The following is a 19,280-nucleotide window of genomic DNA, read 5'->3' as shown; positions in this document are numbered from 1 at the left end:
CCGGCCCGCCTGACGCTCGGGGGTGGGCCCAGTCAGGCTTGACCCCTGCGCCGGTCACGGCGGGCCCACCCGGTCGTCATGCGCAGCCCGCCCGGACGCGCGGGCTGCGTCGTCCGCGCCTCCCGGGGTACGCCGTTGGGCGGGTCAAACCCCCCGTGTCGGCTTCGGCCCGCGCGTCCGTTTCAAGATCCGCGCATTTTCATGGAAACTGTTGCCTCCTCGCCTTGGTGAGGCCACAACTCCCCGGAAGTTGTCCGGATCTTGGGTTGAGCGCCGGTGCACGACCGAGGAAGGCGCCCCACGGGGTGGGGTGAGCCGGGCCCGGAATGATGGCGGGCCGCCGGTCGGTGTACATGGTCCCGGCGCCGCGAAGAGGCGATTCTTCTCCGCCCCGCGGGCCGGTGGCCGAACGACTTTCCCCGAGCGGCCTTTCCCGCCTTTCTTGGCTTCGAGCGCCTGACAAGTGCTCGCGGGCACCTGGGTGACCGCAACGACCACGACTCGCTGGGCCTGTTCCAGCAGCGCCCGTCGTCGGGCTGGGGCACCCCGGAACAGATCACCGACCCGGAGTAGTCGACGACCGCGTTCCTGAAGGGGTTGCGGCAGGTCGACGGGTGGCAGGACATGCCGCTGACCGACGCCGCCCAGACCGTGCAGGTGTCGGCCTACCCCGACGCATACGCCCAGTGGGAGCAGCAGGCCGCCGACATCGTCGCCCAGCACTGGAACAGCTGACACAGAGACAACGAGAAGCCGCTGGCCGGCACCCCACAGGACGGGGTGCCGGCCAGCGGCAATTCTCACGCGACCACGTACCAGAGCAAGACCGCCACTCACGGGAGGAGGGCGACCACGACGGGCTGGGGGCGAACTGGGGCGTCAGACCTCGACGACCGTGGGGACGATCATCGGCCGGCGCCGGTACGCGTCGTTGACCCAGCGCCCGACCGTGCGCCGGACGATCTGCTGGAGCTGGTGCGGGTCGGTGATGCCGTCCGCGGCGGCCCGGTTCAGCGCCTCGGTGACCAGCGGGACGACCGGGGCGAACGCCTCCGGGTCCTCCGAGAAGCCCTTGGCCGAGACGGTCGGGCCGCCGACGACCTTGCCGGTGACCGAGTCGACCACCACCGTGGCGGCGATGAAACCGCCGTCGCCGAGGATCCGCCGCTCGGTGAGCAGGGACTCGCTGACGTCGCCGACGGCCAGGCCGTCGACGTAGACGTACCGGCTCTTCACGTGGCCGACGAGGCTGGCGCGGCCCTCGACGAGGTCGACCACGTCGCCGTCCTCGCAGAGCACCACCCGATCCGCGGCGACGCCGGACTCGATGCCGAGCCGGGCGTGTGCCCGCAGGTGCCGCCACTCACCGTGCACCGGCATCAGGTTGCTCGGGCGGACGACGTTGAGCAGGTACAGCAGCTCGCCCGCGGGGGCGTGACCGGAGACGTGCACCTTCGCCACGTCCTTGTGCACCACCACCGCGCCGGCCCGGGCGAGCCGGTTGATCACCCGGTAGACCGACGTCTCGTTGCCGGGCACCAGCGAGGAGGCGAGCACCACGGTGTCGCCGGGGGCGATCGTGATGTGCCGGTGGTCGCCGCTGGCCATCCGGCCGAGCGCGCTCATCGGCTCGCCCTGGGAACCGGTGGACATCAGCACGATCTGCTCGGGCGGCAGCGTGGTCGCCTCCTCGATGCCGACCACCAGGCCCGCCGGGATGTTGAGCAGGCCCAGATCCCGGGCGATGCCCATGTTGCGGACCATCGACCGGCCGATCAACGCGACCTTGCGGCCGTGCTCGGCAGCCGAGTCGAAGACCTGCTGCACCCGGTGCACGTGCGACGCGAAGGACGCGACGATGATCCGGCCGCGCGCCTTGGCGAAGATCGAGTCGAGCACCGGCCCGATCTCCCGCTCCGGGGTGACGAAGCCGGGGATCTCCGCGTTGGTGGAGTCCGACAGCAGCAGGTCGACGCCCTCGGCGCCGAGCCGGGCGAAGCCCGCGAGGTCGGTGAGCCGGCCGTCCAGCGGGAGCTGGTCCATCTTGAAGTCGCCGGTGTGCAGCACCAGGCCGGCCGGGGTGCGGATGGCCACCGCGAGGGCGTCCGGGATCGAGTGGTTCACGGCGAAGAACTCGCACTCGAACGGGCCGAGCCGCTCCCGGCCGCCCTCCCGCACGGTCAGCGTGTACGGCTGGATCCGCCGCTCGGCCAGCTTCGCCTCGACCAGGGCGAGGGTGAACTGCGAGCCGACCAGCGGGATGTCCGGCTTGTGGGCGAGCAGGTAGGGCACCGCGCCGATGTGGTCCTCGTGCCCGTGGGTGAGCACGATCGCCTGGATGTCGCCGAGCCGGTCGAGGATCGGCCCGAAGTCGGGCAGGATCAGGTCGACGCCCGGCTGCTCGACGTCGGGGAAGAGCACGCCGCAGTCGACGACCAACAGCTTGCCGTCGTACTCGAAGACGGTCATGTTCCGACCGATGGCGCCGAGCCCGCCGAGCGGGATGATGCGCAGGCCGCCCTCGGGCAGCGGCGGGGGCAGTTCGCCCTCGATGTGCGCCTCGGTCACGCGTCCACTCCATTCTGCGACACCGTCACCCGGCGTCCGTCGTGTCGTTCGATCATTCGGGGAGCTCCAGACCCGCCGCCGCGCAGTCCGCACGCAGCTGGGCGATCTCGTCGTTGGTGGCGTCCACCAGCGGGGGGCGTACCGGGCCGGCCGGCAGACCCCTGGCCGCCAGGCCCGCCTTCACCAGGATGGTGCCCTGGGTACGGAAGATGCCGGTGAACAGGGGCAGCAGCCGCCGGTGCAGAGCGAGCGCGGTGCCGGTGTCGCCCGCGTCGTACGCCTCGATCATCCGCTTGGTCAGCGCGCCGGTGAAGTGGGTCGAGGTGCCGACCAGGCCGACCGAGCCGACCGCCAGCGCGGGCAGGGTGAGGGAATCCTCCCCGCTGTAGAAGGCCAGGTCGGTGCGGCCGGCCACCCACGAGGTGGCGGTGAGGTCGCCCTTGGCGTCCTTGACCGCGACGATCCGGCCGTGCTCGGCGAGGCGCACCAGCGTCTCGGAGGCGATCGGAACCCCGGCGCGGTGCGGGATGTCGTACAGCATGATCGGCAGGCCGGTGGCGTCCGCGACGGCGGTGAAGTGCCGGACCAGCCCGCTCTGCGGCGGCTTGTTGTAGTACGGCGTCACCACGAGCAGACCGTGCGCGCCGGCCTTCTCCGCCGACGCGGCCAGCTCGATCGTGTGCCGGGTGTCGTTGGTGCCGACCCCGGCCACCACCCGCGCCCGGTCGCCGACCGCCTCCACGACGGCCCGGATCAGCCGTTCCTTCTCCGCGTCCGTCGTGGTGGGCGACTCGCCGGTGGTGCCGTTGAGCACGAGCGCGTCGTTGGCCTGCTCGTCGACCAGGTGGTTGGCGAGCCGTACGGCCCCGTCCAGGTCGAGCGATCCGTCGGCGGTGAACGGGGTCACCATGGCGGTGAGCAGTCGACCGAACGGGCGCGAGGGCGCCCGGTCCGCGGCGACAGGGAGGTCGTGCGTCATGCTCACAACCTATCGGACGACCGCGGGCGGCCCGCTGGGGAAGGGCGCAGGACTCACTCGGCGTGCACGCTGGCCGCCACCTCCGTGCCGTCGGGCAGGGTGGAGATGACGAAGTCGGCGAAGACGTTCGGGGCGACCCGCTGGAGCTGACGCAGGCACTCCACCGCCAGCTCGCGGATCTCGACGTCGGCCTGCTCGGTGGCGCGCATCTTGACGAAGTGCCGCCACGCCCGGTAGTTGCCGGTGACCACGATCCGGGTCTCGGTGGCGTTCGGCAGCACCGCCCGGGCCGCCTGCCGGGCCTGCTTGCGGCGCAGCGTCGGGTTGGGCTCGTCGACGAAGCGCTGCTCCAGCCCCGCCAGCAGCTCCGTGTACGCCCGCACGCTGGCCTCGGCGGCCTCGACGAACCGCTTGTGCAGCTCCGGGTCCTCGGCGATCGCCCGGGGCTCGACCATCGCCGCGTCCCGCTCGGGGACGTACCGCTGGGAGAGCTGCGAGTACGACAGGTGCCGGTGCCGCACCAACTCGTGGGTGAACGAGCGGGACACCCCGGTGAAGTAGAAGGTCACCGAGCCGTGCTCCAGCACGGACAGGTGCCCGACCTCCAGGATGTGCGCCAGGTAGCCGGCGTTGGTGGCAGTGGCCGGGTTGGGCTTCTTCCACGACTGGTAGCAGGCCCGGCCGGCGAACTCCGCGAGGGCCTGGCCACCCTCGGCGTCGGTCGACCACGGCACGTCGTCCGGGACCTGGAACTGGGTCCACGCGATCAGCTTGACCTGGGGCTGCACCATATCCGGCATTCCTCGGACTGTAGCCGCCCACCGGGGCCCGGCCGACGTGGGGCTCGCCGCCCGAAACCCGCACCACCTGCGAATCCCGGACACTTCACCTCTGCCCGGGGCCGCCCGTGGCCAAGATCTCGCTGATTCCCGCGCCCGCATACCCGGCCGCGCCGGGTGCGGTGTCCGCCGCCTGTGGAGCTGCCCGCACGGACGGGGCAGCCACTGCGGCGGCCGGGAGCAGCCCGGCCGGACGGCTGGGCGCACGTACGGGGCAGCTCCACAGGGTCCACCGCCACCACCCGCCGCCCGCCCGGCCCGCCGCCGGTCCACGCGGGGACGGGGTCAGACGTAGAGCGAGGTGAACGGGGCCCAGGGGAGGTTGCGGGCCACGGAGAAGACCAGCCAGGCGGCCAGGAACACCCCGATCGCCTTGGAGCCGACCTGCGGCTGCGGCAGCCGCCAGCCGAACGCCTGCCGGCCGGCCCAGGCCACGAACAGGTACGCCAGGAAGGGCAGCGCGAAGACGAAGAGGAAGTGGTGCCGGGCCGCGGCCGGCACGTCGCCGTGCAGCACGTACCAGAGGGCGCGGGTGCCGCCGCAGCCCGGGCAGTCCAGCCCGGTGGTGAGCTTGAGCAGGCAGGTCGGCGCGGCGTCCGGCTCGGCCCGGGTCGGGTCGCTGAGCAGCGCGTACGCCATGCCGAGGCCGACGCAGCCGAGGGCCGCCAGCGGCACCGCCCAGCGCGGCGAGCGGTCGTGGACCCGCATGACGAAGCGGGTGAACCGGTCCGGCTCCGGCACCTGGTACGCCGGGTACGCGGGCGGCGGCCAGGCGGCCCCGGTCGGGGCGTGGCCGTGTGCGTGGTCGTGGGCGTGGAGGTCGGCCGCGGGAGCGGCGTCGGGTCGGGCGTTCGGGCCGTCAACGCTCGTCACGTCGCTCACGGTACACCCGCGACACTCCTCAACGCGGCCGCCAGCGGGGCCGTCAGGTCGCCCGCGGCGGGCGGTGCGACCGCGTCCAGCCCGAGCCAGCCGGCCAACCGGTACAGCTCGGCCGCCAGGGCGAGCGCCGTCTCCTCCGGGTCGACGCCGGGCTCGGCCCAGGCGGCCGGGACCAGCAGCACGCCCGCCTTCCGGTCGGCCTTGAGGTCGACCCGGGCCGTGAACCGATCCCCCTGCAGGAACGGCAGCACGTAGTAGCCGTACACCCGCTGCGGGGCCGGGACGTAGATCTCGATCCGGTAGTTGAGGCCGAACAGCCGCTCGGCGCGGCCCCGCTCCCAGATCAGCGGGTCGAACGGGCTGACCAGCGTGGCGGCCCGCACCCAGCGGGGCAGCCGGGCGGCGGCGTGCAGGTACGCCGGCTGCCGCCAGCCCGGCACGGCAACCGGGGTCAGCTCGCCGGCCTCGACCAGCTCGGCCACGGCGCGCCGGGCGCCGGCGGCGGGCAGGCGGAAGTAGTCGCGCAGCTCCGGCTCGGCGGCCACCCCGAGCGACCGGGCGGCGACGCCGACCAGCGCGCGGTACGCCTCCGCGTCGGTCGGCGTGGGCGCGCCGAGCACGGCCGGCGGCAGGACCCGCTCGGGCAGGTCGTAGCGGCGGGCGAACGAGGTGGTGCGCTCGGCGGCGGTCACCTCGCCGGCCCAGAACAGGAACTCCAGTGCCTGCTTGACTGCCGACCAGTTCCACCCCCAGTGGCCGGTCTGCCGGGGCGCGTCGTGCTCGATCTCGGCGGCGGTCAGCGGCCCCCGGGCGGCCACCTCGTCGCGGACCCAGGCGACCAGCCCGGGCTGCTCCCGGGCGATCCGGCGCATCCCGCCCCAGGCCTCGTCGTGCGCCCGGGCCATCCGCCAGCGCAGCGCCGGGTGCAGCCCGACCGGGACCAGCGACGCCTCGTGCCCCCAGTATTCGAACAGGTCGCGCGGGCGGCGGTAGGCGGCCGTGTCGAGCAGCGCCGTCGGGTACGGCCCGAGCCGGCTGTACAGCGGCAGGTAGTGCGCCCGTTGCAGCACGTTGACCGAGTCCATCTGGATCAGCCCGACCCGGTCGAGCACCCGGCGCAGGTGGCGGCGGGTGGGCGCGCCGGCGGGCGGCGGGTCGGCGAAGCCCTGGGCGGCCAGCGCCACCCGCCGGGCCTGGGCGAGCGAGAGCGATTCCGGTGCGGCCATCGTCGGGCACCCTAGTCCACCGGTACGACACGGCGGCGGGGCGCTGGACGCGGGGCGGGCCGGGGCATAGAACGGACGGATGCTGGTGATCCGACCCGAGGAGCCGGACGACGCCGAGGCGGTCGCCCGGGTGCACGTACGCGGCTGGCAGGCCGGCTACGCCGGGATCATGCCGGACGAGGTGCTGACCCGCCTCAACGTGGCGGCCTGGGCGCAGCGCCGGCGGGACATGCGCACCGCCGACCCGGAGCAGCCGTTCCGCACGCTGCTCGCCGAGCGGGACGGCGAGGTAATCGGCTTCGCCACGTTCGGGCCGTACCGGAACAACCAGGACCGGGCCGACCTGGACGACGCCCTCGGCGAGGTGGTGGCGGTCTACGTCGAGCGGGCGTACTGGGGGGACGGGACGGCCCGGCGGCTGCTGGCCGCGGCCCAGACGGGGCTGACCGAGCGGGGCTGGACGGCGTACCGGCTCTGGGTGCTGCGGGACAACCGCCGGGCCCGCCGCTTCTACGAGCGGGCCGGGCTGTCACCCGACGGCGAGGTGTCCACCTACCAGGTCCCGCTGGCCGGCGGCCGGCCCCCGCTCGGCCTGGTCGAGCTGCGCTACGCCGGGCGCCTCGACGGCTGACCCGGCGGGCGCGGCGCCGCCGGCCGCCCCGGCCGCTGACGGCGTGGCCCACCGGCGGACCGGCAGCAGGAGCAGCAGCGCCAGGCTGATCCAGACGTAGGTGTTGCTGCCGAGGAAACCGTCGACGCCGGTGAAGTCCTTCTCCCAGGACCAGACGATCCGGCTGCACAGGAACGCGTACCCGATGGCGGCGGCGGCCAGCAGAACGCGGCGCCGGCCGCCGCGGGCCGGGGCCGCCATCGCGTTGTCGACCAGCAGGAGCAGCGCCGGCAGCAGCCAGACCAGGTGGTGCACCCAGGTCACGGGGCTGACCAGGCACATCACCGCGCCGGTCAGGGCCAGACCGGTGGCCTCGTCGCCGGCGGCCGCCGCGGACCGGGACCGCCAGACCCAGACGGCGACGGTGGCCAGCACCAGCGCCAGCCAGGCCACGGTGCTCGGGTGCTCGGGGTCCAGGCGGGCCACCACGCCGCGCAGCGACTGGTTGGACACGAACGCCAGCTCGCCCACCCGGCCGGTGTTCCACAGCGCCGCGGTCCAGAACTCGCGGGACGCGTCGGGGAAGAGGGCGGCGGCGAGCAGGGTGACCCCGGTCGCGGTGCCCGTGGCCGCCAGGGCCGCCCGCCAGCGCCCGGTGACCAGCAGGTAGACGACGAAGATGCCCGGGGTGAGCTTGATCGCCGTGGCCAGGCCGACGCCGACGCCCGCCCACCGGCTGCCGCGGGGCAGCAGCCGCAGCAGGTCCGCGCCCACCAGGAACAGCAGCAGCATGTTGACCTGGCCGAAGTTGACCGTCTCGCGCATCGGCTCGAACGCGGCGGCCAGGCACAGCGCCACGGCGAGGGCGAACCAGCGGGTCCACCCGGCCCGGCGGGCGACCGGGTCGAGCAGCCACCAGATCAGCACCGCGCTGACCACCACGGAGGCGGTCACGCTGACCACGATCGCCGCCGGCCACGGCAGGTACGCCATCGGCAGCATGACCAGGGCGGCGAACGGCGGGTACGTGAAGCCGTACTGGGTGCCGGGCTTGAGGAAGTCGTAGAGCTCCCCGCCGTCGTGGGCCCAGAAGCGCAGCGCCCCGTAGTAGACCTTCAGGTCGAAGAAGCCGTGCCGCACCGCCGCGACGGACAGGAACGCGGTCACCGCGACGGCGAGCGCGACCACGCCCACGACCTGCGCTGTCGTGCGTCCGGGACCCTGCGCCACCGTCGCCTCCCCCACCCTGCGTAGGCTTCCGTCCCATGGCTCTCGGGTACGTCCGCCCGGCGCGTCCGGAGGACGCCGGCGAGATCGCACGCATCCAGCTCGCTACCTGGCGGGTCGCGTACCGCCGGATCCTGCCCCGGCACGTGCTCGACAACCTGGACGAGGCGTACCTCGCCCGGCGGTGGAGCGCGGCGGTGCAGGAGCCTCCCTCGGGCGCGCACCGCGTGCTGGTCGCCGTCGAACAGGCCGAGCAATCGTATCTGGTGGGGTTCGCCGCATCCGGTCCGGCCGACGCGGAGTCCCTCGCGCCCAACGAGCCGGCCGACGCGCTCGGGCCCGACGTGGTGGCCGTGACGGACCTGCTGGTCGAGCCCCGCTGGGGCCGGCGCGGGCACGGCAGCCGACTGCTCGCGGCCAGCGTCGACCTGTGGCGCGCCGACGGGTTCGCCCGGGCGGTGGCCTGGGCGTTCGACGGGAACCCGGCGACCCGGAAGTTCCTGACCGGCGCGGGCTGGGAGCCCGACGGTGCCGCCCGGGCCCTCGACGTGGACGACATGCTGGTCAACCAGCTGCGGCTGCACGTCGCCGTACCGGCCGCGGCGGTCCCCGGCGAGTAGTCGGGGACCGCCGGTCGCCGGTCAGCCCTTGTCCGCGCCGTCGTTGGCGTCGCGGACGAAGTACCGCTGGAAGATCACGAAGAGCACCGCCACCGGGATGGTGGCCAGCAGCGCCGCGCCGAGGGCGTATCCGGCGAGCGAGTCGAAGAAGACGCGCCCAAGGGTGACCAGGACGGTGACCAGCAGCGAGTTGCCGAGCCACAGCGAAAAGTTGGTGCCTTCGAAGATCCGCTCGAAGCCGGCCAACGACACCGGGTCGGGGATCGGCGAGAGCGGGTTCGCCGCCGCGTCGGGCTCGGTCTTGAGCGAGTTGCCGATCTGGATGACGAACGGGTAGAGGAACACCAGCCCGAAGAAGACCAGGACGGCGTACCCGACGAAGCTGCTGGCCAGTGCGCGGGCGCCCCGGTCCCGGCGGGGCCGGGCGGGCGCCGCGACCGCCGGCCGGTCGGTCAGCACGGCCATCTCAACCCCCCTGCCGTACGCGCCGCCGCCACCACGGGCCGCGCCGCGCGCCGGTCGGCTCCCGGTCGGCCATCAGCCAGCGCTGGAGCACGGTGAACACGATGATGATCAGGAACAGCACGAACGAGATCGCCGCGCCGGAGCCGTAGTCGAAGTCGCGGAACGCGGTCCGGTACGACAGGTACGCCGGGGTGAGCGTGGTCTTGGCGGGGTCGCCCTGGCTCATCACGTACACCTGGTCGAAGACCTGCCAGCAGCCGATCAGGCCCAGGGTGAGCACCAGGAACATGGTCGGCTTGATCATCGGCAGGGTCACGTGCCGGAACCACTGCCACCGGGTCGCCCCGTCGAGGGTGCTCGCCTCGTCGAGCGCCACCGGGACGTTCTGCAACGCGGCGAGGAACATCAGCATGAACGTCCCCGACGTGGTCCAGACCACCAGCGTGATGATCGACACCATCGCCACGCTCGGCGCGGAGAGCCAGTCCCACCAGGGCGGCGGGGTGGAGCGCTGAATCAGCCGGCAAGTCCATGGTCGACGGGTAGTTCGGCGACGAGTTCGTCGTCCTCCGTCGCGCCCGTGGGGGTGAAGCCCAGGCGGGTGTAGAGGGCCGCGGCGGCGGCGTTGTCCGGGTGGTACGAGAGGCGGACGGCACGGCATCCGGGCTGGGCCGCGAGCCAGCCGGCCAGGGTGGCGACAGCCGCCTCGCCGACGCCGCGGCCCTGCTCGGCGGCGTCGACGAGCATGCCGCCGATCCACCGGGACGCGTCGTCGTCGACGGCCCACATGACGTGCCCGACGACGGCGTCGTCGGCGTACACGGCCAGCGAGGTCCAGGCCCCGCCCCTTTCGCTGAGCAGCAGGTAGCGGGCGGCCATCGGGTACACCCAGGCCCGCTGGTCGTCCCTGGGCACGACGTCGGCGACGGCCCGCCAGTTGCCGTCGTCGACGGGTCGCGGGGTGACGTGCCGGCGAGTCCGGTCGTATCGGTTCGAGTCGATCATCCTCGCGAGCCTAGGGGCGGCGCGGCCGCCCGGCGACCGCATTTGCGCCCCCGGCCGGGGCGGCCGGCGGGTCAGTCGAGCAGGTCGTCCAGGCCGACGGTGAGGCCGGGCCGGCCGCGCACCGCGCGGACGGCCAGCAGCACCCCGGGCATGAACGACGCCCGGTCGTACGAGTCGTGCCGGATGGTCAGCGTCTCGCCGGTGGTGCCGAACAGCACCTCCTGGTGGGCGACCAGCCCGGTGGCGCGGACGGCGTGCACCCGCACCCCGTCGATGTCGGCGCCCCGGGCACCCGGCACCTCGTCCTTCGTGGCGTCGGGGCCGGGCCGAGGCCCGCCTCGGCGCGCGCCCGGGCGATCAGGCGTGCGGTGTGGGCGGCGGTGCCGCTCGGGGCGTCCAGCTTGCGGGGGTGGTGCTGCTCGACGATCTCGACGGACTCGAAGTAGCGGGCCGCCCGCGCCGCGAACTGCATCATCAGCACGGCGCCGATGCCGAAGTTGGGGGCGATGACCACGCCCACCCCGGGCTTGCGGGCCAGCCAGCCGCGGACTTGGTCGAGCCGCTCCTCGGTGAAGCCGGTGGTGCCGACGACCGCGTTGATGCCCTGGTCGATGCACCAGTGCAGGTTGTCCATGACCACGTCGGGGGTGGTGAAGTCGACGACCACCTCGGCACCGGCGGCGGACAGGCCGTCGCCCTGGTCGACCGTCGCCACCAGCTTCATGTCGGGCGCGGCGTCGACCGCCCCGCACACCTCGACGCCCATCCGGCCCCGGGCACCCAGCACGCCCACCCGGATCGGCTCCGCCGGGTTCCTCACCTGCTCGTCAGTCACGGGGCACAACCTATCCCAGTCGGGACGCCCGCACCGGGCCGGCCGCCGAGCGTCCCACCTCCGACCGGGCGCGGTCAGGCGGAGAAGTCGCGCTCGCCGAACGGGCCGACGACGGCCAGGGACATCGGCCGGGCGAGCAACTCGGCGGCGAGGGCGTTCACGTCGGCGACGCTCACCGCGTCCACCCGGGCCAGCAGCTCGTCCACCGGCATCAGGTCGCCGTAGAGCAGCTCGCCCTTCGCCAGTCGGCTCATCCGGGAGCCGGTGTCCTCCAGCCCGAGCACGAACGAGCCCTTGCTCATCCCCTTGCCCCGGGCCACCTCGGCCTCGGTCAGCCCGTCGGCGGCCACCCGGCGCAGCTCGGCGCGGGTCAGTTCCAGCACCTCGTCCACCTTGCCCGGCGCGCAGCCGGCGTAGACGGCGAACAGGCCGCTGTCGGCGTACTGGCTGGCGTACGAGTACACCGAGTAGGCCAGGCCGCGGCGCTCCCGGATCTCCTGGAACAGCCGGCTGGACATGCCGCCGCCGAGGACGTTGTTGAGCACGCCGAGGGCGAAGCGCCGCTCGTCGGTGCGGTCGATGCCGGGGCAGCCGAGGATGACGTGCGCCTGCTCGGTCTCCTTCGGCTCCACCAGGGTGGTGGCGGGCTTCGTGCGTACCGCCGGGGTGTTCTGCCGGCGCGCGGCCGGCGTCGCCGGGTCGGCATCCAGCGGAGTGCCCCGCAGGGCCTGGCGGACCAGCCGGACCACGGCGGCGTGGTCGAGGTTGCCGGCGGCGGCGACGACGATCTGCGGCGGCGTGTAGTGGCGGCGGTAGAAGCCCTGGATCTGCCGGCGGGTCATCGGGGTGACCGTGTCCTCGGTGCCGGAGATCAGCCGGCCGAGGGGGTGGTCACCGTAGACGGCGCGGGCGAACAGGTCGTGCACCTCGTCGCCCGGTTCGTCGTCGTGCATCGCGATCTCTTCGAGGATGACGCCGCGTTCGGTCTCCACGTCGGCCGGCTCCAGCAGCGAGTCGGCGACGAGGTCGCACATCACGTCGATGGCCAGCGGCAGGTCCTCGTCCAGCACGCGGGCGTAGTAGCAGGTGTATTCCTTGGTGGTGAAGGCGTTGGTCTCGCCGCCCACCGCCTCGATCTCCGAGGAGATGTCCAGGGCCGTCCGCTTGTGGGTGCCCTTGAACAGCAGGTGCTCCAGGAAGTGCGCCGCGCCGCCCTGCGGGCCCGTCTCGTCGCGGGAGCCGACGGCCACCCAGATGCCGAACGAGACGCTGCGCATCGCCGGGATCGCCTCGGTCAGCACGCGCAGCCCGCTGGGCAGCACGGTACGGCGTACCGTGCCGCCCAGCGGGTCGTCGCTCAGCGTGCGGGTGACCGCCCGGGACGCGCCGCCGGAGCGCCCGGGCTGCGCCCCGGTGGCGTGCCGGACGGCGCCGGACGGCGCCACCCCCCGTCGATTCTGTGGAACGGACGCGGGCCGGGACCGACTCACGAAGACCTGCTCTCAGTTCGACGAGGGGTGGGTGGTGCCGGTGGGATCAGCTGTGCCTGGTCCGGCGGCGCGGGCGCTGCTCGCCGCCCTCGCCGCCCTCGCCGCCGCCCTGGCCGCCGCCCTGGCCGCCGCCCTGGCCGCCGCCCTGGCCGCGCTCGCCACGCTCCGGGCCGCGGCCGGCCCGATCGCCACGCTCGCGCGGGCCCCGGTCGCCCCGCTCCCGGCCCGCCGGACGCTCGCCGCCGGCGGCCTCGCCCGCGGCCGGCGCCTCGGCGCCCTCCGGGCGGACCTTGTCCAGGTAGATCTTGCCGCGGGCGTCGATGTCCGCGATCTCGACCTCGACCTTGTCGCCGACGTTGAGGAAGTCCTCGACCCGCTCGACCCGCTTGCCGTCGCCCACCTTGGAGATGTGCAGCAGGCCGTCGCGGCCCGGCAGCAGCGAGACGAACGCGCCGAACGCGGCGGTCTTGACCACCGTGCCCAGGAACTTGTCGCCCAGCTTCGGCAGGGTCGGGTTGGCGATCGCGTTGATCCGCTCGACCGCGGCCTGCGCCGACGGGCCGTTGGTCGCGCCGACGTAGATCGTGCCGTCGTCCTCGATGGAGATCTCGGCGCCGGTCTCGTCCTGGATGGCGTTGATGGTCTGGCCCTTCGGGCCGATCACCATGCCGATCTTGTCGACCGGGATCTTGACGGTGGTGACGCGCGGGGCGTAGTCCGACATCTCGGCCGGCGCCTCGATGGCCCGCTGCATCACGTCGAGGATGACCTGCCGGGCCTCGTGGGCCTGCTGGAGCGCGGCGGCCAGCACGTCCGACGGGATGCCGTCGAGCTTGGTGTCGAGCTGGAGCGCGGTGACGAAGTCCCGGGTGCCGGCGACCTTGAAGTCCATGTCGCCGAACGCGTCCTCGGCGCCGAGGATGTCGGTCAGCGTCACGTACTGGGTCTTGCCCTCGACCTCGTCGGAGATGAGGCCCATGGCGATGCCGGCGACCGGCGCCTTCAGCGGCACACCGGCCGACAGCAGGCCCAGCGTCGAGGCGCAGACCGAACCCATCGAGGTGGAGCCGTTGGAGCCGAGCGCCTCGGAGACCTGCCGGATGGCGTACGGGAACTCCTCGCGCGACGGCAGCACGGGGATCAGCGCCCGCTCGGCGAGCGCGCCGTGGCCGATCTCGCGCCGCTTCGGCGAGCCGACCCGACCGGTCTCACCGGTGGAGTACGGCGGGAAGTTGTAGTTGTGCATGTAGCGCTTGGACTTCTCCGGGGAGAGGGTGTCCAGCGCCTGCTCCATGCGCAGCATGTTCAGCGTGGTGACGCCCAGGATCTGGGTCTCGCCGCGCTCGAACAGCGCCGAGCCGTGCACCCGGGGCAGCACGCCGACCTCGGCGGTCAGCGGGCGGATGTCGCGCGGGCCGCGGCCGTCGATGCGGACCTGCTCGCGCAGCACCCGGGCGCGGACCTCGGACTTGGTCAGCGACCGGAACGCGGCGGACAGCTCCTTCTCCCGGCCCTCGAAGCGCGGGCCGAGCTCCTCCTGCACGCGGGCCTTGATCCGGTCCAGGGCCTCCTCGCGGTCGGCCTTGCCGGCGATCTTCAGGGCCTCGGCGACCTCGCCGCGGGCCAGCTCGGCCACCGCGTCGTACGCGTCGTCCTGGTAATCCAGGAACACCGGGAAGTCGGCAACCGGCTTGGCGGCCACCTCGGCCAGCTCGCTCTGCGCCCGGCACAGCTCGCGGATGGCCGGCTTGGCGGCCTCCAGGCCGCTGGCGACGACCTCCTCGGTCGGGGCGGGGGCACCGCCCGCGACCAGTGCCACCGTGTGCTCGGTGGCCTCGGCCTCGACCATCATGATCGCGACGTCGCCGTCGGGCAGGGCCCGGCCGGCCACGACCATGTCGAAGGTGGCCCGGGACAGCTCCTCGTGGGTCGGGAAGGCCACCCACTGGCCGTCGACGTGGGCCATCCGGGTCGCCCCGATCGGGCCGGAGAACGGCAGGCCGGAGAGCTTGGTCGACATCGACGCGGCGTTGATCGCCACCACGTCGTACGGGTGCTGCGGGTCCAGCGCCAGGATGGTCTCGACGACCTGGACCTCGTTGCGCAGGCCCTTGACGAACGACGGGCGCAGCGGCCGGTCGATCAGCCGGCAGGTGAGGATGGCGTCCTCGCTGGGCCGGCCCTCGCGGCGGAAGAACGAGCCGGGGATGCGGCCCGCGGCGTACATCCGCTCCTCGACGTCGACCGTCAGCGGGAAGAAGTCGAACTGCTCCCGCGGCTGCTTGCCGGCCGTGGTCGCGGAGAGGACGACCGTCTCGCCGAGCTGGGCGGTGACGGAGCCGGCGGCCTGACGGGCCAGGCGGCCGGTGGAGAAGGTGATCTCGCGGGTGCCGAAGGACCCGTTGTCGATCACGGCGGTGCGGGACTCGGTGCCGAGGGAATGCTCGGTCATGGTGCGGTTGTGCTCCTTCGCATCGGGGGCCCACGACGCTCGGGAACTGCTCAGACGGCCGGTCTTCGATCGAAGCGCCCGGGGTGCCGGCGGTCAGCCGGGTTCCCGGGGGCCACTACCGGAGACCGGTACGCTGACCGGCTCCCTGTCGGTTGGTCGCGCGGCCCGGGTGTGGTTCGGGTGGTGAAGCCGGACGGGGGAGCGACCCGCTGCGGGCCGCTCCCCCGTGACGTCACCGGCGCAGGCCGAGCCGCTCGATGAGCGACCGGTAGCGGTTGATGTCCTTCTTCTGGACGTAGTTGAGCAGCCGACGGCGACGGCCGACCAGCAGCAGCAGCCCACGGCGGCTGTGGTGGTCGTGCTTGTGCACCTTCAGGTGCTCGGTGAGGTCCGCGATCCGCTTGGTCAGGACCGCGACCTGCACCTCCGGCGAACCGGTGTCGCCCTCGGCGGTCGCGTACTCCGCGCGGATCTTGGCCTTGGATTCCTGGTCGAGCGCCATGTTCTCCCTGTTTCGATGGGTTGATCGGTGGTGTCCGTCGTCAGGCCCGAAGACCCGTCGTCGGGGCCCGGAGACCGGAGACGGACCGAACCTCGCACCCGCGGCGTCGTGCAGGCACGCGAGGCCCCACGTCGGTCAGCCGACGTCCCCGCCAGACTACCAGCCTCCGGCGGAACCGCCCGGCGAAGGGCGACGCGACGGTGCGGACGGGCACGAAACCCCGACCCGGCGCCCGGCGCCCCTCGGGCGGCGGGCGGCCGCGGGGCCCTCGGGCGGCGGGCCTCCCCGGCTCAGCCGAGGGCGCGCCGGGTGCGCTCGACGTCCTGGGCGATCTGCGCCACCAACGGCTCGATCGAGTCGTACCGCACCTGACCGCGCAGGTGGGTGACGAAGTCCAGCGCGAGCCGCTCGCCGTACAGGTCGCCCGAGAAGTCCAGCGCGTACGCCTCGACCCGCCGCTCCCGTCCGGAGAAGGTTGGGTTGGTGCCCACCGAGACGGCCGCGGCCAGCCGTTCCCGGTGCCCCCGACGGGCCAGCCAGGCGGCGTAGACGCCGTCGGCCGGCACGGCGGCGTACCGGTGACACAGCAGGTTCGCGGTGGGAAAGCCCAGCTCCCGCCCCCGCTGGTCGCCCCGGACCACCACCCCCTCGACCCGGTGCGGACGGCCCAGCGCGGCGGCCGCCGCGCCCACGTCCCCGGCGTCGACGCAGGAGCGGATGTAGGTGGAGGAGAAGACGGTGCCGTCGTCGGCGACCAGCGGGCCGCCCTCGACCGCGAAGCCGAACGTGCGGCCGAGCCGCTCCAGCAGCGCCACGTCGCCGGCCGCCCGGTGCCCGAACCGGAAGTTCTCTCCCACCACGACGAGGGCGGCGTGCAGGTGCTCGACGAGGATGTCGTGCACGAACGCCTCGGCCGGCAGCCGGGAGAACTCCGGGGTGAACGGCACGACGCAGAGCACGTCCACGCCGAGCGCCTCGATCAGCTCCGCCTTGCGGGCCGGCTCCGTGAGCACCGCCGGGTGCGAGCCCGGACGGACGACCTCGGCCGGGTGCGGGTCGAAGGTCACCACGACCGACCGCACACCCAGCTCCCGGGCCCGGGCCACGGCGTGCCCGATGGTCGCCTGGTGCCCCCGGTGCACCCCGTCGAAGACACCGATGGTGACGACCGAACGGCCCCAGCCGCCGGGCGCCGCCTCGTACCCCCGCCACCGCTGCATGAGACGCTCCCTCCCCTGCTACCACCGCCGGGCGGTCCGGCGCGCGGCCCCGCCCGCCGTCAGGCCGGGGCGAGCACGATCTCGGCCCGGGCCCGCCCGGCACGCTCGCTGACGATAGCGATCAGGCCGCCGCCGGGCCCGAAGACCGCGTACGGCCCGGCGATGCCGGCCGGGTCGAGCGGGCCGCCGTGGGACAGCACCCTCGCCTCGTCCGGGCTGGCGTCCCGGCGCGGGAAGAACCGTCCCGCCGCGGCGTCCAGCGGCAGGTTGACCACCTCCGGCGCGCGCTGCTCCAGTTCGTCGAGGGTCGCCGCCTCGGCGCGGGTGAAGTTGCCCACGGCCGTGCGGCGCAGCGCCGTCAGGTGCCCGCCGACCCCGAGCGCCAGGCCCGCGTCCCGGGCCAGGGCCCGGATGTACGTCCCGGAGGAGCAGGTCACGTCGATGTCCACGTCGACCACGTCGGGGGTGTCCCGGCGGATCGCCAGCACGTCGAGGCGACTCACGGTGACCCGGCGCGCGGGCAGCTCGACGCTCTCCCCCTCGCGTACCCGCTTGTAGGCACGCTGGCCGTCGATCTTGATGGCGCTGACCGCGCTCGGCACCTGGTCGATCTCGCCGGTGAGGGCGGCGAACGCCGACCGGACCGCCTCGTCGGTGAGCGTGCCGGCCGGGGTGGTGGAGATCACGTCCCCCTCGGCGTCGTCGGTGACGGTGGCCTGGCCGAGCCGGACGGTGGCCGTGTAGCTCTTCCCGGCGCCGATGACGTACGTGAGCAGCCGGGTGGCCCGCCCCACGCCGATCACCAGCACGCCGGTGGCCATCGGGTCCAGCGTGCCGCCGTGCCCGACCCGTCGGGTGCGGGCCAGGCGGCGGATGCGCGCCACCACGTCGTGCGACGTCATGCCGCCGGGCTTGTCCACCACGATCAGACCGTCTGCGCTCACGACCGCCAAGCCTGCCAGACGCCCTCCACCGCGCCCCGCCCGACCTGACGGCCGAGCCCGCCCGCCGGGTGTTGGAAGGGGGCCGCTCAGCGCACGGCTCCGACGACCGCCCAGCCGCCGGTGCGCAGCCGCAGCAGCAGGGCGGCCAGCCGGATCACCACGAACAGCGTCAGCCCCGCCCAGATCCCGCCCAGGCCCAGGTCGAACGCGTACGTCAGCCAGATCGCCGGCAGGAAACCCCCGAACGCGGCGACGATGGTGAGGTTGCGCAGGTAGCGGACGTCGCCCGCGCCGATCAGCACCCCGTCGAGGGCGAACACCACGCCGCCGATCGGCTGCAACGCCACGAACCACGGCCAGGCGACCATGGCCTGGTCGCGTACCTGAGGATCGGAGCTGAACCACGACGGCACGATCCCCGCCCCGGCGGCGATCAGCACCGCGAACGCCACGCCGCAGACGGCGCCGAGCAGCGCGATCCGGCGAGCGAGGGCGCGGGCGCCGGCCGCGTCGCCGGCCCCGAGCGCCGCCCCGATCAAGGTCTGCGCGGCGATCGCGAGCGCGTCGAGCACCAGGGCGGTGAAGAACCACAGCTGTACGGCGATCTGGTGGGCGCCCACCGCCGCCGCGCCGAACCGGGCGGCGACCGCCGTGGCGGACAGGAAGCTGGCCTGGAAGGCGACCCCCCGGACGAGCAGGTCGCGGCTGAGCACGAGCTGCTGGCGGATCACCCGGGGGCGCGGGCGCAGGGGCACCCGCTCGCGGACGAGCGCGGCGGCGAACAGGCTGCCGGAGATGGTCTGGGCGACGGCGTTCGCCACGGCGGAACCGACCAGTCCGAGGCCGGCGGGGTAGACCAGCAGCGGGCAGAGCAGCGCGGAGAGCAGGTTGGGGCCGAGGACGAACCACAGCGGCCGGCGGATGTCCTGCACGCCGCGCAGCCAGCCGTTGCCGGCGGCGGCGAGCATCAGGCCGGGGGCGCCCAGCGCCGCGGCGCGCAGCCACTGCGCGGCCGCGGTGGCCACCTCGCCCGACCCGCCGAGGGTACGCGCCAGCGGGCCGGCGCCGACCTGCATGGCGAGCGCGACGAGGACCCCGACCCCGAACGCGAGCCAGGACGCCTGGACGCCCTCGGCCACCGCCGCGGCCCGGTCGCCGGAGCCGAACCGGCGGGCCGCCCGCCCCGTGATCCCGTACGCCAGCACGCCGCCCAGCCAGGCGGTGAGGGTGAGCACGGTGCCGCCGACGGCGAGTGCGGCCAGCGGCACCCGGCCCAGGTGCCCGACCACAGCGGTGTCGACCAGGACGTAGAGCGGCTCGGCGGTGAGCACCACGAGGGCCGGCAGGGCGAGCGCGGCGATCCGCCGCGGCGACGCGACGGCGGGCGGGGTGAGGGTGGACTGACTCATCGCCGCC

At 73.9% G+C, this 19,280-nt stretch carries 17 protein-coding genes and 2 pseudogenes; 3 read left to right on the top strand and 16 right to left on the bottom strand.

Annotated features, from left to right (window positions below):
* Positions 1–471 precede the first annotated feature (471 nt).
* A pseudogene (locus tag JD77_RS19545) lies at positions 472–735 on the top strand (hypothetical protein); the annotation flags it as partial.
* A gap of 144 nt (positions 736–879) precedes the next feature.
* On the opposite strand, the gene JD77_RS19540 reads toward JD77_RS19545, so the two are convergent.
* From JD77_RS19540 to JD77_RS19520, 5 genes are all read right to left on the bottom strand, one after another.
* Positions 880–2,568: a ribonuclease J gene (locus tag JD77_RS19540; protein ID WP_145775624.1), complete on the bottom strand. Its 1,689-nt coding sequence runs from the start codon at positions 2,566–2,568 to the stop codon at positions 880–882.
* Positions 2,569–2,620: 52 nt separating this feature from the next.
* Positions 2,621–3,547, bottom strand: a complete 927-nt coding sequence (gene dapA / locus JD77_RS19535; RefSeq protein ID WP_145775623.1) for a 4-hydroxy-tetrahydrodipicolinate synthase — start codon at positions 3,545–3,547, stop codon at positions 2,621–2,623.
* 53 nt (positions 3,548–3,600) lie between these two features.
* Positions 3,601–4,338 (bottom strand): FAD-dependent thymidylate synthase, encoded by a 738-nt coding sequence (thyX, locus tag JD77_RS19530; protein ID WP_145777668.1) that lies wholly within the window; start codon positions 4,336–4,338, stop codon positions 3,601–3,603.
* A 333-nt stretch (positions 4,339–4,671) separates the two neighbouring features.
* On the bottom strand, positions 4,672–5,268 hold the full coding sequence (locus tag JD77_RS19525; RefSeq protein ID WP_145775622.1) for a DUF2752 domain-containing protein: 597 nt from the start codon (positions 5,266–5,268) through the stop codon (positions 4,672–4,674).
* Positions 5,265–6,494, bottom strand: a complete 1,230-nt coding sequence (locus tag JD77_RS19520) for a winged helix-turn-helix domain-containing protein (protein WP_145775621.1) — start codon at positions 6,492–6,494, stop codon at positions 5,265–5,267. The genes JD77_RS19525 and JD77_RS19520 overlap by 4 nt, the downstream gene beginning before the upstream one ends.
* A 79-nt stretch (positions 6,495–6,573) precedes the next feature.
* Between JD77_RS19520 and JD77_RS19515 the strand changes: the two genes are divergently transcribed.
* Positions 6,574–7,125, top strand: a complete 552-nt coding sequence (locus JD77_RS19515; RefSeq protein ID WP_145775620.1) for a GNAT family N-acetyltransferase — start codon at positions 6,574–6,576, stop codon at positions 7,123–7,125.
* Here the strand turns inward: JD77_RS19515 and JD77_RS19510 are convergent.
* Positions 7,024–8,334, bottom strand: a complete 1,311-nt coding sequence (locus tag JD77_RS19510; protein ID WP_145775619.1) for a glycosyltransferase family 87 protein — start codon at positions 8,332–8,334, stop codon at positions 7,024–7,026. The genes JD77_RS19515 and JD77_RS19510 overlap by 102 nt on opposite strands.
* A 35-nt stretch (positions 8,335–8,369) precedes the next feature.
* On the opposite strand from JD77_RS19510, the gene JD77_RS19505 reads away from it, so the two are divergent.
* Positions 8,370–8,951 (top strand): GNAT family N-acetyltransferase, encoded by a 582-nt coding sequence (locus JD77_RS19505; RefSeq protein WP_145775618.1) that lies wholly within the window; start codon positions 8,370–8,372, stop codon positions 8,949–8,951.
* Positions 8,952–8,972: 21 nt separating this feature from the next.
* On the opposite strand, the gene JD77_RS19500 is transcribed toward JD77_RS19505, so the two are convergent.
* The 10 genes and pseudogenes from JD77_RS19500 to JD77_RS19455 form a co-directional block, all read right to left on the bottom strand.
* Complete coding sequence (locus JD77_RS19500; RefSeq protein WP_211372609.1) at positions 8,973–9,416, bottom strand: ABC transporter permease family protein; 444 nt, start codon at positions 9,414–9,416, stop codon at positions 8,973–8,975.
* Between the two features lies 1 nt (position 9,417).
* Positions 9,418–9,876: a carbohydrate ABC transporter permease gene (locus JD77_RS19495; RefSeq protein ID WP_246141312.1), complete on the bottom strand. Its 459-nt coding sequence runs from the start codon at positions 9,874–9,876 to the stop codon at positions 9,418–9,420.
* Between the two features lie 56 nt (positions 9,877–9,932).
* A complete protein-coding gene (locus tag JD77_RS19490; protein ID WP_145775617.1) occupies positions 9,933–10,421 on the bottom strand; it encodes a GNAT family N-acetyltransferase in 489 nt (162 codons plus the stop codon).
* A 71-nt stretch (positions 10,422–10,492) separates the two neighbouring features.
* Positions 10,493–11,256, bottom strand: a pseudogene (gene dapB / locus JD77_RS19485) (4-hydroxy-tetrahydrodipicolinate reductase).
* A 74-nt stretch (positions 11,257–11,330) separates the two neighbouring features.
* Positions 11,331–12,701, bottom strand: a complete 1,371-nt coding sequence (locus tag JD77_RS19480; protein ID WP_145775616.1) for a M16 family metallopeptidase — start codon at positions 12,699–12,701, stop codon at positions 11,331–11,333.
* A 91-nt stretch (positions 12,702–12,792) separates the two neighbouring features.
* The gene (locus JD77_RS19475) at positions 12,793–15,198 is read right to left on the bottom strand and encodes a polyribonucleotide nucleotidyltransferase (protein ID WP_145775615.1); all 2,406 of its coding nucleotides are present in this window, start codon (positions 15,196–15,198) and stop codon (positions 12,793–12,795) included.
* A 232-nt stretch (positions 15,199–15,430) separates the two neighbouring features.
* Positions 15,431–15,700 (bottom strand): 30S ribosomal protein S15, encoded by a 270-nt coding sequence (rpsO, locus tag JD77_RS19470; RefSeq protein WP_145775614.1) that lies wholly within the window; start codon positions 15,698–15,700, stop codon positions 15,431–15,433.
* Positions 15,701–15,990: 290 nt separating this feature from the next.
* Positions 15,991–16,920 (bottom strand): bifunctional riboflavin kinase/FAD synthetase, encoded by a 930-nt coding sequence (locus JD77_RS19465; RefSeq protein WP_145775613.1) that lies wholly within the window; start codon positions 16,918–16,920, stop codon positions 15,991–15,993.
* Between the two features lie 59 nt (positions 16,921–16,979).
* Positions 16,980–17,864, bottom strand: a complete 885-nt coding sequence (gene truB / locus JD77_RS19460) for a tRNA pseudouridine(55) synthase TruB (protein WP_145775612.1) — start codon at positions 17,862–17,864, stop codon at positions 16,980–16,982.
* An 86-nt stretch (positions 17,865–17,950) separates the two neighbouring features.
* Entirely contained in the window at positions 17,951–19,273 is a 1,323-nt protein-coding gene (locus JD77_RS19455) for an MATE family efflux transporter (protein WP_145775611.1), read from the bottom strand.
* Positions 19,274–19,280: the final 7 nt, after the last annotated feature.

Source organism: Micromonospora olivasterospora, from assembly GCF_007830265.1.
Taxonomy (GTDB): domain Bacteria; phylum Actinomycetota; class Actinomycetes; order Mycobacteriales; family Micromonosporaceae; genus Micromonospora; species Micromonospora olivasterospora.
The sequence above is the reverse complement of the archived record's forward strand: the minus strand, read 5'-3'. Positions and strand labels throughout refer to the sequence as shown.